This is a genomic window from Glycomyces sp. NPDC048151, assembly GCF_043202775.1.
Lineage (GTDB): Bacteria > Actinomycetota > Actinomycetes > Mycobacteriales > Micromonosporaceae > Glycomyces.
In genome coordinates, this window is the sequence record NZ_JBIDBB010000003.1 from 298,839 (window position 1) to 312,951 (window position 14,113).

The 14,113-nt window shown below is 68.5% G+C and carries 16 protein-coding genes; all 16 read left to right on the plus strand.

The window, feature by feature from the left end:
• The first annotated feature begins 7 nt into the window (after window positions 1-7).
• On the plus strand, window positions 8-1,063 hold the full coding sequence (thrC, locus tag ACGGCP_RS08075) for a threonine synthase (protein WP_392963575.1): 1,056 nt from the start codon (window positions 8-10) through the stop codon (window positions 1,061-1,063).
• Window positions 1,064-1,966, plus strand: coding sequence for a homoserine kinase (gene thrB / locus ACGGCP_RS08080; protein ID WP_392962763.1), 903 nt, complete (start codon window positions 1,064-1,066; stop codon window positions 1,964-1,966). It begins immediately after the preceding gene.
• Window positions 1,967-2,540: 574 nt separating this feature from the next.
• Window positions 2,541-4,493 carry a transcription termination factor Rho gene (rho, locus tag ACGGCP_RS08085; RefSeq protein WP_392962765.1) on the plus strand — a complete coding sequence of 651 codons (1,953 nt, stop codon included), beginning with the start codon at window positions 2,541-2,543 and terminating at the stop codon, window positions 4,491-4,493.
• Window positions 4,494-4,651: 158 nt separating this feature from the next.
• Complete coding sequence (rpmE, locus tag ACGGCP_RS08090; RefSeq protein WP_270111536.1) at window positions 4,652-4,885, plus strand: 50S ribosomal protein L31; 234 nt, start codon at window positions 4,652-4,654, stop codon at window positions 4,883-4,885.
• A gap of 90 nt (window positions 4,886-4,975) precedes the next feature.
• Window positions 4,976-6,064 carry a peptide chain release factor 1 gene (gene prfA / locus ACGGCP_RS08095; RefSeq protein ID WP_392962767.1) on the plus strand — a complete coding sequence of 363 codons (1,089 nt, stop codon included), beginning with the start codon at window positions 4,976-4,978 and terminating at the stop codon, window positions 6,062-6,064.
• A gap of 31 nt (window positions 6,065-6,095) precedes the next feature.
• Window positions 6,096-6,932, plus strand: coding sequence for a peptide chain release factor N(5)-glutamine methyltransferase (gene prmC, locus ACGGCP_RS08100; RefSeq protein ID WP_392962769.1), 837 nt, complete (start codon window positions 6,096-6,098; stop codon window positions 6,930-6,932).
• On the plus strand, window positions 6,929-7,672 hold the full coding sequence (locus tag ACGGCP_RS08105) for an L-threonylcarbamoyladenylate synthase (protein ID WP_392962772.1): 744 nt from the start codon (window positions 6,929-6,931) through the stop codon (window positions 7,670-7,672). The genes prmC and ACGGCP_RS08105 overlap by 4 nt, the downstream gene beginning before the upstream one ends.
• On the plus strand, window positions 7,669-8,220 hold the full coding sequence (locus ACGGCP_RS08110) for a phosphotyrosine protein phosphatase (RefSeq protein WP_392962774.1): 552 nt from the start codon (window positions 7,669-7,671) through the stop codon (window positions 8,218-8,220). Before ACGGCP_RS08105 ends, ACGGCP_RS08110 begins: the two co-directional genes overlap by 4 nt.
• On the plus strand, window positions 8,217-8,618 hold the full coding sequence (locus ACGGCP_RS08115; protein ID WP_392962777.1) for a hypothetical protein: 402 nt from the start codon (window positions 8,217-8,219) through the stop codon (window positions 8,616-8,618). The genes ACGGCP_RS08110 and ACGGCP_RS08115 overlap by 4 nt, the downstream gene beginning before the upstream one ends.
• Before the next feature lie 126 nt (window positions 8,619-8,744).
• Entirely contained in the window at window positions 8,745-8,963 is a 219-nt protein-coding gene (locus ACGGCP_RS08120; RefSeq protein ID WP_392962780.1) for a hypothetical protein, read from the plus strand.
• 33 nt (window positions 8,964-8,996) lie between these two features.
• Window positions 8,997-9,809, plus strand: a complete 813-nt coding sequence (atpB, locus tag ACGGCP_RS08125) for a F0F1 ATP synthase subunit A (RefSeq protein WP_392962783.1) — start codon at window positions 8,997-8,999, stop codon at window positions 9,807-9,809.
• Window positions 9,810-9,908: 99 nt separating this feature from the next.
• On the plus strand, window positions 9,909-10,112 hold the full coding sequence (locus ACGGCP_RS08130; RefSeq protein ID WP_125246947.1) for a F0F1 ATP synthase subunit C: 204 nt from the start codon (window positions 9,909-9,911) through the stop codon (window positions 10,110-10,112).
• Window positions 10,113-10,134: 22 nt separating this feature from the next.
• Window positions 10,135-10,680 (plus strand): F0F1 ATP synthase subunit B, encoded by a 546-nt coding sequence (locus ACGGCP_RS08135; RefSeq protein WP_392962786.1) that lies wholly within the window; start codon window positions 10,135-10,137, stop codon window positions 10,678-10,680.
• Window positions 10,677-11,501, plus strand: coding sequence for a F0F1 ATP synthase subunit delta (locus ACGGCP_RS08140; protein WP_392963577.1), 825 nt, complete (start codon window positions 10,677-10,679; stop codon window positions 11,499-11,501). The genes ACGGCP_RS08135 and ACGGCP_RS08140 overlap by 4 nt, the downstream gene beginning before the upstream one ends.
• A 34-nt stretch (window positions 11,502-11,535) precedes the next feature.
• A complete protein-coding gene (gene atpA / locus ACGGCP_RS08145) occupies window positions 11,536-13,170 on the plus strand; it encodes a F0F1 ATP synthase subunit alpha (RefSeq protein ID WP_392962789.1) in 1,635 nt (544 codons plus the stop codon).
• A 2-nt stretch (window positions 13,171-13,172) separates the two neighbouring features.
• Window positions 13,173-14,111, plus strand: coding sequence for a F0F1 ATP synthase subunit gamma (locus tag ACGGCP_RS08150; protein ID WP_392962793.1), 939 nt, complete (start codon window positions 13,173-13,175; stop codon window positions 14,109-14,111).
• Window positions 14,112-14,113: the final 2 nt, after the last annotated feature.

Below are 14,113 nucleotides of genomic sequence, written 5' to 3' on the forward strand. Positions count from 1 at the left end.
ATCTGCCATGCGCCCGGGGTGGCGCGGCCTCATCGAGGAATACCGCGACCGGCTCCCGGTCACCGACGCCACCCCCGTCGTCACCTTGCAGGAGGGCGGCACGCCCCTGCTGCCCGCACCGGCCCTCTCCGCGAAGACCGGCTGCGACGTCTACCTCAAGGTCGAAGGCCTGAACCCGACGGGCTCCTTCAAGGACCGCGGCATGACGCTCGCGGTCTCGAAGGCCGTCGAAGACGGCGCGAAGGCCGTCATCTGCGCCTCCACGGGCAACACCTCCGCTTCGGCGGCTGCGTACGCCGCGCGCGCCGGGATCACCTGCGCCGTGCTCGTCCCGGCCGGGAAGATCGCCCTCGGCAAGCTCGCGCAGGCCCTCGTGCACGGCGCGAAGCTCATCCAGCTCGAAGGCAACTTCGACGACTGCCTCATGGTCGCCGACAAGCTCTCCCAGGACTACCCGGTCGCGCTCGTCAACTCGATCAACCCGGTCCGCCTCCAGGGGCAGAAGACCGCCGCGTTCGAGATCGTGCAGGTCCTGGGCGACGCCCCCGACCTCCACGTGCTGCCGGTCGGCAACGCCGGCAACATCAGCGCCTACTGGATGGGCTACACCGAGGACGCCGCCGAAGGCAACGCCACCAAGCGCCCCCGGATGCTCGGCGTCCAGGCCGCCGGGGCCGCGCCGATCGTCAACGGCCACGTCGTGGAGCACCCGCAGACCATCGCGACCGCGATCCGCATCGGCAACCCCGCGTCCTGGACCAAGGCCCTCGACGCGGAGAAGGAGTCGGGCGGCAAGATCATCTCGGTCACCGACCGCGAGATCCACGCCGCGTACATGCTGCTCGCCCGCACCGAAGGCGTCTTCGTCGAACTCGGCTCGGCCGCGTCCGTCGCCGGGCTCCTCAAGCAGGCCGAGGCCGGTTGGGTCGACAAGGGACAGACGATCGTCTGCACTGTCACGGGCAACGGCCTCAAGGACCCCGACTGGGCCGTCTCCACCGCGCCCCAGCCGTCCACGGTCCCCGTCGACGTGGCGCTCACCGCCGCTGCTCTGGGACTCTAGTTGGAGGCCTTCGCAACCGGGCCGCGCGCCACCGTGCGCGTCCCGGCCACCTCAGCCAACCTCGGACCGGGCTTCGACTCGCTCGGCCTCGCCCTCGACCTCTGCGACGAGGTCAGCGCCGAGGCCACGAGCGGCACCGCCGTCACCGTGGAAGTCCAAGGCGAAGGCGAGGGCACCGTCCCGCTGGACGAACGCCACCTCGTCGCCGCCACGATGCTGCGCACCTTCAAGCACCTCGGCCTCTCGGCCCCGGGCCTGAAGGTCAAGTGCCGCAACCGCATCCCGCACGCGCGCGGACTCGGCTCCTCGTCGGCGGCGATCGTCGCGGGCATCATGCTCGCCGACGCGCTCGCGGGCGCCGGCATGACCCGCAGCGAGAAACTGGTGCTGGCCAGCGAGATCGAGGGCCACCCGGACAACGTCGCCCCGTGCCTCCTCGGCGGCTTCACCATCGCCTACACCACAGGGGACGGTGCCAGGGCGATCAGCCTCGACCCGTCGCCGCGCGTCCACCCGTGGGTGTTCGTGCCGCAGTCCAAGGGCCTGACCTCGGTCGCCCGCGCCGCCCTGCCCGAGAAGGTCCCGCACACCGACGCGGTGTTCAACCTCTCGCGTTCGGCGCTTCTCGCCGCCGCGATCACGCACCATCCGTCGCGGCTTTTCGACGCCACCGACGACCGGCTGCACCAGTCGTACCGGGCCAAGGGAATGCCGGAAAGCACCCATTTGTTGAGAGCATTGCGTTCCGCCGGAATCGCGGCAGCGATCTCCGGTGCGGGTCCGACGGTGCTCGCACTCACTGTCGACGACGCGCGCGTACCCGAAGTCCCCGCCGGTTTCGAGGCCATGCGCCTCGAAGTCGCCGACGGGGCCGTACAGGTCGCGACCTCCCCGAACGAGTGATCCTCGGGTCCGTTGTTGAGAATGGCGAGAGTGCGCTACCATTCCAGTTAGACGACCACCCGGTGTCGTGACTGCTCGAAGCCTTGCTTATGCTTGTGGTCACAACAGCTGCGGCGCATCCAGCGCACGCCTGATCTCTTGTTTGGGTCATCACCCTCAACCATGGATTTGTGACTTTGCATAGCTCCAGCGTGGCATGGCACGGTTTCGACCAAGGAACAGTCGCTGTCCGCTTGTGGCGCCGGGCCTCCGCCCGGATCGGATCGCAAAGGCGAGGATCGCAATCAGCGGAGATCGCAATCACGTGTCTCAACGTGCACGATCATTCATCGCAAGCTGTCCAGTCGCAGGCCCAGAGGCTGTTCACACCACGATCAGGACCGTCTGCTCAGCGGACAGCCCAGGGGTGTTGCACCCAGTGTCAACCGTCGTCTTCCAACCGCCGAGGCCACAGCGTGGCCGGAAGCGGCCGAAGCGATGGCGGGACGCAGACCAGAACATCGGCATTGCGGCTATTTGAAAGACGCGGAAACTCCTCGAATCCACTTCGAAGTTCCGCCAGGGAAGGAATCCATTGAGCGACACCACCGGCACGACGTCGGACCGGATTAGCGATGAGGCTTCGGCTGCGGAAGAGATTCCGGAGACCAAGAAGCGCCGTCGGGCAGGAACCGGTCTGGCCTCTATGCTGATGCCCGAGCTCCAGCAGATGGCGCAATCGCTCGGCATCACCGGCGTTGGCCGGATGCGCAAGAGCGAGCTGATCGCCGCCATCCAGGAACGGCAGGATGCGGGCTCGCAGCCCGGCGGTGCCAGCGCGGAAAAGGAGGCCCCGCCAGTGCCTGACTCTGACCAAACGCCCATCGCCGAGGCCCCGTCGACCACAGTCGACGCCGCGCCCGCCGACAACGGCTCCGAGAGTGCAGAGGCCAAGGGCGGCACCGCCGCCCGCCGGGCGACCCGCCCGGCCGGTCCGCCGCAGCCGCGCCGCCGTGAAGAGCGTCAGACCGAAGCCGTTGAGCCCGAAGCGCAGTCGTCGTCCGTCGCGACCATCGAGTCCGATGAGGACCGTCCGCAGCGCCGCCGCCGTTCGCGTGAGAACGGCCGAGACAATCGCGAAGGCGGCCGCGAGAACGGCCGCCGCGACGAGCGCCAGGAGCGCTCGGAGCAGTCCGACGCCCGCACCGAGACCCGCGAGCGCCGCGGCGAGGACGACGGTTACGACGACCGCGGCCCCCGCGACGGCGACGGCGACAACCGCCGCCGCAAGCGCCGCGACCGCTCCGACCGCCGCCAGCGCGGCGGGCGCGACGAGTCGCCCGAGCGCGGCGGCAACACCGGCGGCGGCGTCCAGAACGACGAGCAGCTCGTGCCCGTGGCGGGCATCCTCGACATCCTCGACAACTACGCGTTCATCCGCACCACCGGCTACCTCGCCGGCCCGGACGACGTGTACGTCTCGATGTCGCAGGTCCGCAAGTACCGCCTGCGCCGCGGCGACGCCATCACCGGCGCCGTCAAGCCCAGCCGCGGTGGCGGCGAGGAGGGCGGCAACGGCCAGGGCGGCAAGCAGCAGCAGCGCCGCGAGAAGTACAACCCGCTGGTCCGCCTCGACACCGTCAACGGGATGAGCCCCGACGACGCGAAGAAGCGCGACGAGTTCTACAAGCTCACGCCGCTGTACCCGCAGGAGCGCCTGCGCCTGGAGACCGAGCCGAACGCGATCACCACCCGCGTCATCGACCTGGTGGCCCCGATCGGCAAGGGCCAGCGCGCCCTCATCGTCTCCCCGCCGAAGGCCGGTAAGACGATGGTGCTCCAGGCGATCGCCAACGCGATCACCACGAACAACCCCGAGTGCCACCTCATGGTGGTCCTCGCGGACGAGCGGCCCGAAGAGGTCACCGACATGCAGCGTTCGGTGAAGGGCGAGGTCATCGCCTCGACCTTCGACCGCCCGCCGTCGGACCACACCACGGTCGCCGAGCTCGCGATCGAGCGCGCCAAGCGCCTGGTCGAGCTCGGCCACGACGTGGTCGTGCTGCTCGACTCGATCACCCGACTGGGCCGCGCGTACAACAACTCGTCGCCCGCCTCGGGCCGGATCCTCTCCGGCGGCATCGACTCGACGGCGCTGTACCCGCCGAAGCGCTTCCTCGGCGCGGCGCGGAACATCGAGCACGGCGGGTCGCTGACCATCATCGGCACGGCGCTGGTCGAGACCGGCTCCATGGGCGACACGGTGATCTTCGAAGAGTTCAAGGGCACCGGCAACGCCGAGCTCAAGCTCGACCGCAAGATCGCCGAGAAGCGCACGTGGCCCGCGATCGACGTCCACCAGTCGAGCACACGCAAGGACGAGCTCATGATGAGCCCCGAGGAGCAGGCAGTGATGCTGAAGCTCCGCCGGGTCCTGTCGTCGCTCGACCCGCAGCAGGCGATCGACCTGCTGATCGACCGGTTGAAGAAGACGCAGACGAACGCCGAGTTCCTGATGCAGATCGTCAAGAACACGCCCGGCGAGTAAGAGTGTGAGACGTGAGGCCGCCCTGGTTGAGAGCGGCCTCACGCCTTAACATTGGTAGCTGGTGCGCAGGTCGCGCACCCCAGGTGCCCGTTCGCGGGCCTGATGCGGTTCCGGTTCACGGCTCTGGCCGACCCGGCGACCGATACGAAAGGGAAGTCATGAAAGACGGGATCCACCCTCAGTACGTCGTCACCGAGGTGACCTGCTCCTGCGGGAACGCGTTCACCACCCGGTCGACGGTGGCCAGTGGCAAGATCCAGGCTGCGACCTGCAACAAGTGCCACCCGTTCTACACCGGTAAGCAGCGCATCCTCGACACCGGCGGTCGCGTGGCCAAGTTCAAGGCCCGCTACGCCAAGACGCAGGAGAAGGCCGCTCAGGCTGGTAAGTAGCTTTGCCGCGCAGCGCTCGTGTCGTATGACGCGGGCGCTGCGTTTTTTCGTATCCAAGCTTTCAGGCACTGCTCTCTCGAAGGAACCGCAATGACTACCGCTGCCGACAACCGCCTGCAATCGCTGCTCGCCGAGTACAAGGACCTCGAAGTCCAGATGGGCGACCCGGCGCTGCACGCCGACCAGGCGCAGGCCCGGCGCGTCGGCCGGCGGTACGCCGAGCTCTCGCCGATCGCGAAGACCGCCGAGGACATCGCCCAGGCGAAGGAGGACCTCGAGACCGCCGAAGAGCTGGCGAAGGAGGACTCGGACTTCGCGGAGGAGGCCGAGAACCTGCGCAAGCGCATCCCGGTCCTCGAGGAGAAGCTGGCCGAGCTGCTCGTGCCGCGCGACCCCGACGACTCGAAGGACGTCATCATCGAGATCAAGGCGGGCGCGGGCGGCGAGGAGTCCGGCCTGTTCGCCGGGGACCTCATGCGCATGTACCTGCGCTACTTCGAGCGCCTGGGCTGGGCCGTCGAGACCCTGGAGATGGTGCCCACGGACCTGGGCGGCGTCAAGGACTCCTCGATCGCCGTGCGCACCAAGGGCACGCCCGAAGGCGGCAACGGCGTGTGGTCGCGCATGAAGTTCGAGGGCGGCGTGCACCGCGTGCAGCGCGTGCCCGTGACCGAGTCGCAGGGCCGCGTGCACACCTCCGCCGCCGCGGTCGTCGTGATGCCCGAGGCCGAAGAGGTCGACTTCGAGCTGAACATGAACGACGTGCGGGTCGACGTCTACCGCTCTTCCGGCCCCGGCGGGCAGTCGGTCAACACGACCGACTCCGCGGTGCGCCTCACGCACGTGCCCACTGGCGTGGTCGTGACCAGCCAGAACGAGAAGAGCCAGCTGCAGAACAAGGAAGCCGCGATCAAGGTCCTGCGCGCGCGCCTGCTCGCCAAGCAGCAGGAGGAGGCCGCCGCCGCGGCCGGTGCCGCGCGGCTCTCGCAGGTGCGCACGGCCGACCGCTCCGAGCGGATCCGCACGTACAACTTCCCGCAGAACCGGCTCACCGACCACCGCGTGGGCTTCACCGCCTACAACCTCGACCAGGTCATGGACGGCGCGCTCGACGAGGTCCTGGACGCCCTCGCCGCCGCCGACCGGGCCGAGCGCATGGCCCGCGGCTCCGAAAATTGATGGCTCCGCAAGCTTCGCCAAGGCCGAGTAGATGACCTCCTGGCCTCAGGCCGTCGCCCTGGCGGCGAAGCGGCTCGAAGCGGCCGGCGTCCACTCCCCGCGGGTCGACGCCGAGCTGCTGGCCGCCCACGTCTCCGGGCTCAAGCGGGCGCAGCTGCTCATCGCCGACGCGCCGACGCCAGCGCAGCTCGCGGAGTTCGACGCGCTCGTCGCGCGCCGTGCCACCCGCGAGCCGCTGCAGCACCTGACCGGTTCCGCCGCGTTCCGCTACGGCGAACTCGCGGTCGGGCCGGGCGTGTTCGTGCCCCGGCCCGAGACCGAACTGCTCGTCGACTGGGCGCTCACGCGCCTTCCGAAGGGCGGCACCGTGATCGACGCGTGCTCGGGTTCGGGGGCGGTCGCGCACGCGATCGCGACCGAGCGGCCCGACGCGACGGTGTGGGCCGTCGAGGTCGACTCCGACGCCTTCGAATGGCTCGAATCGAACCTCGACGGCACCGGCGCGACCCCGGTGCTCGCCGACGCGACCGCCGCCGGGACGCTCGCCGAACTCGACGGCACCGTGGACCTCGTCACCGCGAACCCGCCGTACGTCCCGTTCGACATCGAGGTCGCGCCCGAGGTCGACTTCGACCCCACGGGCGCGGTCTACGCCGCCGAAGCGGGCCTCGCCGTGATCCAGCCGCTCGCCGTGCGCGCCGCGGCCTGGCTCAAGCCCGGCGGCTGGTTCGGGTTCGAGCACGACGACACGCACGGAACGGTCGCGCCCGAGATCCTGAATGTCAGCGGATTCACCGACACCGAGGACCACGACGACCTGGCGGGGCGGCCGAGGTTCGCGACGGGAAGGCTAGGCTTGTCGCCGTGAGGCTGTTCAATTGCAGGAAGATCAAGGACCGCGCGACCGGGTTGAAGTCCGCGGCCAGGGCCGTTACCGGCGGCCGGCTCGTCGTGCTCCCCACCGACACCGTCTACGGCATCGGCTGCGACGCGTTCAATCCCACGGCCGTCAAGGCCCTGCTCGCCGCGAAGGGACGCGGGCGCGACATGGCGCCGCCGGTCCTCATCGGCTCGAAGCGGGCGCTCGACGGCATCGCCTCCGACATCCCCGACTCCGCCAAGGAGCTCATCGAGGCGTTCTGGCCCGGGCCGCTCACCATCGTGGTGCCCTACACCCCGTCCCTGACCTGGGACCTCGGCGACACCGACGGCACTGTCGCGGTGCGCATGCCGCTGCACCCGCTCGCGATCGAGCTGCTCAAGGAGACCGGCCCGATGGCCGTCTCCTCGGCGAACAAGACCGGGCAGCCCCCAGCCGAGACCGCCGGTGACGCGAAGGCCCAGCTCGGCTCCGACGTCTCCGTGTACCTGGAGGCCGGGCCCAGCGAGGACAACCAGCCGTCGACCATCGTCGACTGCGTCGCGCACCCGCCACAGATCCTGCGCCTAGGCGCGCTGAGCCTGGAGCAGATCCGCAAGATCGTGCCCGAGACCCTCGACCGCGACGGCTACGGCCCCGGCCAGGGCCCCGAGGACGACGAGCCCGAGGAAGACGAGGCCGCCGCGGCGGACGCCGACGAGCCGAAGGCCGAAGAGGAATCCGCGTGACCTCGCCCTTCACCGTGCTGCACGTGTGCACCGGCAACATCTGCCGGTCGCCCATGTCCGAGCGCATCCTCGCCGGGCTCACCGGCGAGGACGTGCTCAACCACGGCGCGGGCATCTCGGCCTTCCACGAGGGCGAGAACATGCAGCACAACGCGGTGACCGAGCTCGGCTCGCGCGGCTACGACCCCGACGGCCACCGGGCCCGGCACCTGCTGCGCGAGCACGTCGAGGCCTCGGACCTCATCCTCGTGGCCACGACCGGGCACCTGGAGTACATCGCCGAGCGCTTCCCCGAGGCGGTCGCGAAGACCTTCCTCGTACGCTCGTTCGGGCCGATGGCCGCCGACCTCGCCGACTCCCTTCCCGACGGCGACACCGCCGTGCGCGGCAAGGCCCTCGTCGACGCCGCCGACGCGCGGCGCGGCGAGTACGACGAGCTCGACCTGGCCGACCCGTGGGGGATGCGGCAGGCCGTCTACGCGCAGATCGCCGACCAGCTCGAGGCGGCGCTGAAGCCCGTCGCGGCCGCACTGGAGCCGCGCGCATGAAGAACGCCAGAGGCTTCTTGAAGCCGTGCTTCCTGGTCGCCGGGATCGCGATGCTCATCGCCGCCGTGGTCGGCGGCATCACAGCCGGAGGGACCGGCGCGTGGGCCGCTCCGGCCGGAGTAGCCTTGGCCGCCTTGGGATTCGCGGGTTCTGCGATGGCCGTCGCCTTCGCGGAGACCTTTGATCTGCGTCTCACTCTGCCTATGGCCTTGATCACGTACTCGATCAAGCTGGCGCTGGTCCTGACGGTCCTGACCATCGTCAAGACAGCGGTTCCTGACGCGTTGCTGCCCTTCGCCTACGGCGTGATCGGCGGGGCCGTCGCCTGGCTCGCCACGCAGGTCGCCTGGGCCTACAAGGCGAAGATTCCCTACATCGAGCTCGACCAGAGTTCTTGACGAAATCTTGACGCCCGACGCGACACGCGGTGTTTCTTAGAGGTTGACAACTCCGCACGGATGGCGCTCATCTCAGCGAACCCGCTGGGCAGTTCCTGTGTAGTAGCTGTTAGAGTTCAGCTCGACATGGCCGACAAACACCCCCCTGAGAAGAAACCGCAGCCCGACGGCTCGGATATGGGCTGGCGTGCGCTGGGATACCTCGTCTCCGGAATCGTCTTCTGGGGTGGTCTTGGATATCTCGTCGACCTGTGGCTCGATCTGCCCAGAGTCGGGCTCCTGGTAGGGATGCTTGTCGGTGCTGCAGCAGGGATGTACCTGCTGATCAAGCAGATGTCGCCTTAACTTGACCGACACTGACTGAGAGGCGTGACTCGCGTGACCGACTCAGCCACCGTGCTGGCCGAAGGGGACTCCCACTTCCCGCCCGGCATCCACAGCTTTGATTTCCGGGACTGGTTCACGGGTCTCAGCGACACCGCCCTCGCCCACGTGTTCACCACGATCACCTTCGCGGTCTGGCTCGGCGTCGCCGTGCTCATCGTCTTCTTCCTGTGGGCGTACCGCAAGCCCCAGATCGTCCCCACGAAGAAGCAGTGGATCGCCGAATCCGCGTACGGCTTCATCCGGAACACCGTCGCCATCGACCAGATGGGCAAGAAGGAGGGCGTCAAGTTCGCCCCCTACCTCGCGACGCTGTTCCTGTTCATCCTCGTCATGAACTTCTGGGCCATCGTGCCCGGCATCCAGGTCTCCCCGATGGCCCACATCGCCTTCCCCGCGATGCTCGGCGTCCTTTCCTGGATCATCTACATGGCCGTCGGCTTCAAGAAGCACGGCTTCATCGGGTTCCTGAAGATCACCTGCGTGCCCCCGGGCGCCCCGTGGTTCATCTACCCGCTGCTCATCCCGATCGAGTTCCTGCAGAACCTCATCCTGCGGCCGGTCACCCTGGCCCTGCGACTGTTCGCGAACATGTTCGCCGGCCACCTCATCCTGCTGGTGTTCATCCTCGGCGGATTCGAGATGCTCAACTCGGGCAACGTCTTCATCCAGGGACTGTCGGTCTTCTCGTTCGCCATGGGCATCGCCATGACGCTGTTCGAGCTCATCGTCATCCTGCTGCAGGCCTACGTGTTCACTCTGCTCACGGGCATGTACATCCAGGGGTCCCTCGCGGACGAGCACTAGAGGCTCACCGACTTCCACCCCTCAAACCACACAGTTTTCGCAATTGAACAACATCGTGGCGTGATAGACACGCCACGCTGACACCTAGGAGAAAACGCCATGGAAGGCTCCGTCAGCGTCATTGGTTACGGCCTCGCCGCAATCGGCCCCGGTATCGGTGTCGCCCTGATCTTCGCCGCGTGGATCACCGCCACCGCGCGTCAGCCCGAGTCGGCCGGTATCACCCGCCCGATGCTGTTCATGGGCTTCGCCCTCGTCGAGGTTCTGGCCCTGTTCGGCCTCGTCCTCGCGTTCATCAACTAACTAGCCACCTCACGGAGCGAACATGATTCTCGCCGCCGAAGAAGGAGGCGCCCAGATTCTCTTCCCGATTTGGCAAGAGATCCTGGTCGGCGCCATCGCCTTCGGTCTGCTCTGCTTCGTGCTCATGAAGTTCGTCTTCCCCATGATGGAGAAGACCTTCGAGGCACGAGTGGACGCGATCGAAGGCGGCATCGAGCGGGCTGAGCGGGCTCAAGAAGAGGCCAATCAGACGCTCGAGGAATACCGCCGCAAGCTCGCCGCCGCGCAGGAGGAGGCCGCCGCGATCCGCGACGAGGCCCGCGCCGACGCAGTGGCAGCCAAGGAGGAGATCCTCGTCTCCGCCCGCGAAGAGGCCAACCGCGTGATCGCGGCCGGCCACGCGCAGGTCGAGGCGTCCCGCCAGCAGCTCGTCCGCGAGCTGCGCAGCGAGGTCGGCACCCTTGCGGTCGACCTGGCCGGGAAGATCATCGGCCAGCGCCTCGCCGGGGACGCCGACACGACGGCCACTGTGGACCAGTTCCTGTCCCAGATCGCCGACGAGACGGCCGAGACGAGCGGAGCACGCTGATGTCGACGACTGGACGCGAAAGCATCGAGGCCGGCCGGGCCGTGCTGGAGGCAGCCGCCTCCGGCTCCTCGGCCGAGCAGCTCACCGAGTGCGGCGATCAGCTGCTGGGAGTGACGAGGTTCCTCGTCGACCAGCCTCGGCTGCGTCGCGCCCTGTCCGACCCCGCCCGCACGGCGGACGACCGGGAGGGCCTGGTCCGCGGGCTCATCACGGGCCAAGTGGGCGAGACCGCCGCCGACGTGGTGGCCGCGCTCGTGCGCGGCCGCTGGGGCGTGCCGTCCGAACTGGCCGACGGCACCGAGCAGCTCGCCATCGCGGCGCTGCTGCTCGCCGCGGCCAAGGAGGGCACCCTCGCCAACGTCGAGGACGAGCTGTTCCGCTTCGGGCGGCTCGTCGACGGCGACGCCGAGCTGGCCTCGGTCCTCGGCGCCTCCGGCACCGATCCGAAGGGCCGGGCCTCGCTCATCGAGAGCCTGCTCTCGGGCAAGGCCGAGCCGGTGACGGTGAAGCTCGCGACCGCCGCCGCCCACGGCATCGGCGGTCGCAGCTTCCACGCCTCGCTGGCCCACCTGGTCGAGGCCGCCGCCGCGGCCCGCGACGAGGCCGTGGCCTACGTGACCGTGGCGAAGCCGCTCGACGAGGCCGGGGAGCGCCAGCTCGCCGCCAAGCTCAGCCTGGTCTACGGGCGCCCTGTGGCGCTCAAGGTCACGGTCGACCCCGCGATCGTCGGGGGCATCCGGGTGCAAGTCGGCTCGGAGCTGTGGGACGGCACCGTCTCGCGCCGCCTCGACGAAGCCCGCCAAGCCTTGGCCGGACGCTGATCCAGCCGGTAACAACAGAAAGGTAAACGTTCAGATGGCTGAATTGACCATCTCCTCTGACGAGATCCGTAGCGCGCTCGACGCCTACGTCTCGTCGTACCGGCCGGAGATCACCCGCGAAGAGGTCGGTACCGTCACCAGCGCCGGCGACGGCATCGCCGTCGTCGAGGGCCTGCCCTCCGTCATGGCCAACGAGCTCCTGGAGTTCGAGGGCGGCGTGATGGGCCTGGCCCTGAACCTCGACGTCCGCGAGATCGGCGCCGTGCTCCTCGGCGACCCGACCAAGGTCGGCGAGGGCCAGTCGGTCAAGCGCACCGGCAAGGTCCTCTCCGTGCCGGTGGGCGACAAGTACCTCGGCCGCGTCGTCGACGCCCTGGGCAACCCGATCGACGACCTCGGTCCGATCGAGGCCGAGGGCGAGCGCGAGCTCGAGGCCCAGGCCCCCAACGTCATCAACCGCCAGTCGGTCGGCGAGCCGGTCGAGACCGGTATCAAGGCCATCGACGCGATGACCCCCATCGGCCGCGGCCAGCGCCAGCTGATCATCGGCGACCGCAAGACCGGCAAGACGCAGGTCGCGATCGACACGATCATCAACCAGCGCGCCAACTGGGAGTCCGGCGACCCGAACAAGCAGCTGCGCTGCATCTACGTCGCGGTCGGCCAGAAGGGCTCCACCGTCGCCGGCATCAAGGGCATGCTCGAAGAGCACGGCGCGATGGAGTACACCACCATCGTGGCGGCCAACGCCGACGAGCCCGCGGGCCTGAAGTACCTGGCCCCCTACACCGGTTCGGCCATCGGCCAGCACTGGATGTACGGCGGCAAGCACGTCCTCATCGTCTTCGACGACCTGTCGAAGCAGGCCGAGGCGTACCGCACCGTGTCGCTGCTGCTGCGCCGTCCCCCGGGCCGCGAGGCGTTCCCCGGTGACGTCTTCTACCTGCACTCGCGTCTGCTCGAGCGCTGCGCGAAGCTGTCGGACGAGCTGGGCGCGGGTTCGATGACGGGTCTGCCGATCATCGAGACCAAGGCCGGCGACATCTCGCAGTTCATCCCGACCAACGTCATCTCGATCACCGACGGCCAGGTCTTCCTCGAAGAGGGCCTGTTCAACTCGGGTGTGCGTCCGGCGATCAACGTCGGTACGTCCGTCTCCCGTGTCGGTGGCGCGGCCCAGACCAAGGGCATGAAGGGCGTCGCGGGTTCGCTGCGCCTCGACCTGGCCCAGTACCGCGACCTGGAGGCCTTCGCGGCCTTCGCGTCGGACCTGGACGCCGCGTCGAAGGCACAACTGGACCGCGGTCTGCGCATGGTCGAGCTCCTCAAGCAGGGTGTGGCCGAGCCGTTCCCGATGGGCGAGGAGACCATCTCGATCTGGGCGGGCACCTCGGGCGAGCTCGACGACATCCCCGTCGGCGAGATCCGCCGCTTCGAGAACGAGTTCCTCACCTACATGCGCGCCAACCACAAGGACGTCGTCGCCCAGCTCACCGCGGGCAACACGAAGGTGGCGGGCGACATCGAGGACACCCTCAAGCGCGCGATCGCCAAGTTCAAGCAGATGTTCAAGGCCACCGCCGACGACCTGCACGTGACCGACACCGCTGAAGACGCCCTCGAGGGCGACGTGGACGTCGAGACCGTCAAGCGCGTCAAGAAGGGTTAGCCATGTCAGCGCAGCTTCGTACTTTGCGCAAGCGGCTGAAGTCGACCCAGTCCATCAAGAAGATCACCAAGGCGCAGGAGCTGGTCGCGACCAGCCGTATCGCCAAGGCGCAGGACCGGGTCGCGGCTTCGCTGCCGTACGCCCGGGCCATGACCGGCGTGATGACCTCGCTCGCGAGCAACGCGTCGATCAACCACCCGCTGCTGCAGCCGCGTCAAGCGGTGCGGCGCGCGGGCGTGCTGGTGGTCACGGCGGACAAGGGGATGTGCGGCGCGTACAACACGAACGTCATCCGCACGGCCGAACAGCTGGTCTCGCGCCTCGCCGAAGAGGGCAAGCAGCCGGTCCTGTACGTCGCCGGCCGCAAGGGCGTCGACTACTACCGGTTCCGTTCCCGTCAGATCCAGCAGTCGTGGACCGGGTTCTCCCAGCTGCCGAAGGTCTCGGACGCCCAGGAGATCACCCGGACGCTGCTCGCGGCGTTCATGTCCGGCGCCGACGACGTCGGTGACGACGCCGGAGCGGACGGTATCCTTGGGGTCGACGAACTGCACATCGTCCACACCAAGTTCGTCTCGCTGCTGACGCAGACCCCTGAACCGCGGCAATTGGCTCCCCTCGAGGTCGAGGAGGTCGAGGAGTCCGAGCTCGAAGAGCACGTGCTCCTTCCCGACTACGAGTTCGAGCCGAACCCGGAGGCGCTGCTCGACGCGCTGCTGCCGAAGTACTTGACGACTCGCATCTACGCGGCGCTGATCGACGCCGCCGCGAGCGAGTTGGCGTCGAAGCGTCGGGCCATGAAGGCGGCTTCCGACAATGCCGATGAATTGATCAAGACCCTGCGGCGGAGCGCGAACGCGGCGCGGCAGGCGGCGATCACGCAGGAGATCAGCGAAATCGTGGGCGGGGCCTCGGCCCTTTCCGCCGCAGGAAGAGAGTAACG

What these genes read in the sequence shown, in the direction of transcription:
- ACGGCP_RS08135 (WP_392962786.1), top strand. Translation starts at nt 10,135, where the DNA reads ATGATTCTCGCCGCCGAAGAAGGAGGCGCCCAGATTCTCTTCCCGATT.
- ACGGCP_RS08120 (WP_392962780.1), top strand. Translation starts at nt 8,745, where the DNA reads ATGGCCGACAAACACCCCCCTGAGAAGAAACCGCAGCCCGACGGCTCG.
- ACGGCP_RS08115 (WP_392962777.1), top strand. Translation starts at nt 8,217, where the DNA reads ATGAAGAACGCCAGAGGCTTCTTGAAGCCGTGCTTCCTGGTCGCCGGG.
- prfA (WP_392962767.1), top strand. Translation starts at nt 4,976, where the DNA reads ATGACTACCGCTGCCGACAACCGCCTGCAATCGCTGCTCGCCGAGTAC.
- prmC (WP_392962769.1), top strand. Translation starts at nt 6,096, where the DNA reads ATGACCTCCTGGCCTCAGGCCGTCGCCCTGGCGGCGAAGCGGCTCGAA.
- atpA (WP_392962789.1), top strand. Translation starts at nt 11,536, where the DNA reads ATGGCTGAATTGACCATCTCCTCTGACGAGATCCGTAGCGCGCTCGAC.
- ACGGCP_RS08150 (WP_392962793.1), top strand. Translation starts at nt 13,173, where the DNA reads ATGTCAGCGCAGCTTCGTACTTTGCGCAAGCGGCTGAAGTCGACCCAG.
- ACGGCP_RS08130 (WP_125246947.1), top strand. Translation starts at nt 9,909, where the DNA reads ATGGAAGGCTCCGTCAGCGTCATTGGTTACGGCCTCGCCGCAATCGGC.
- thrC (WP_392963575.1), top strand. Translation starts at nt 8, where the DNA reads ATGCGCCCGGGGTGGCGCGGCCTCATCGAGGAATACCGCGACCGGCTC.
- rpmE (WP_270111536.1), top strand. Translation starts at nt 4,652, where the DNA reads ATGAAAGACGGGATCCACCCTCAGTACGTCGTCACCGAGGTGACCTGC.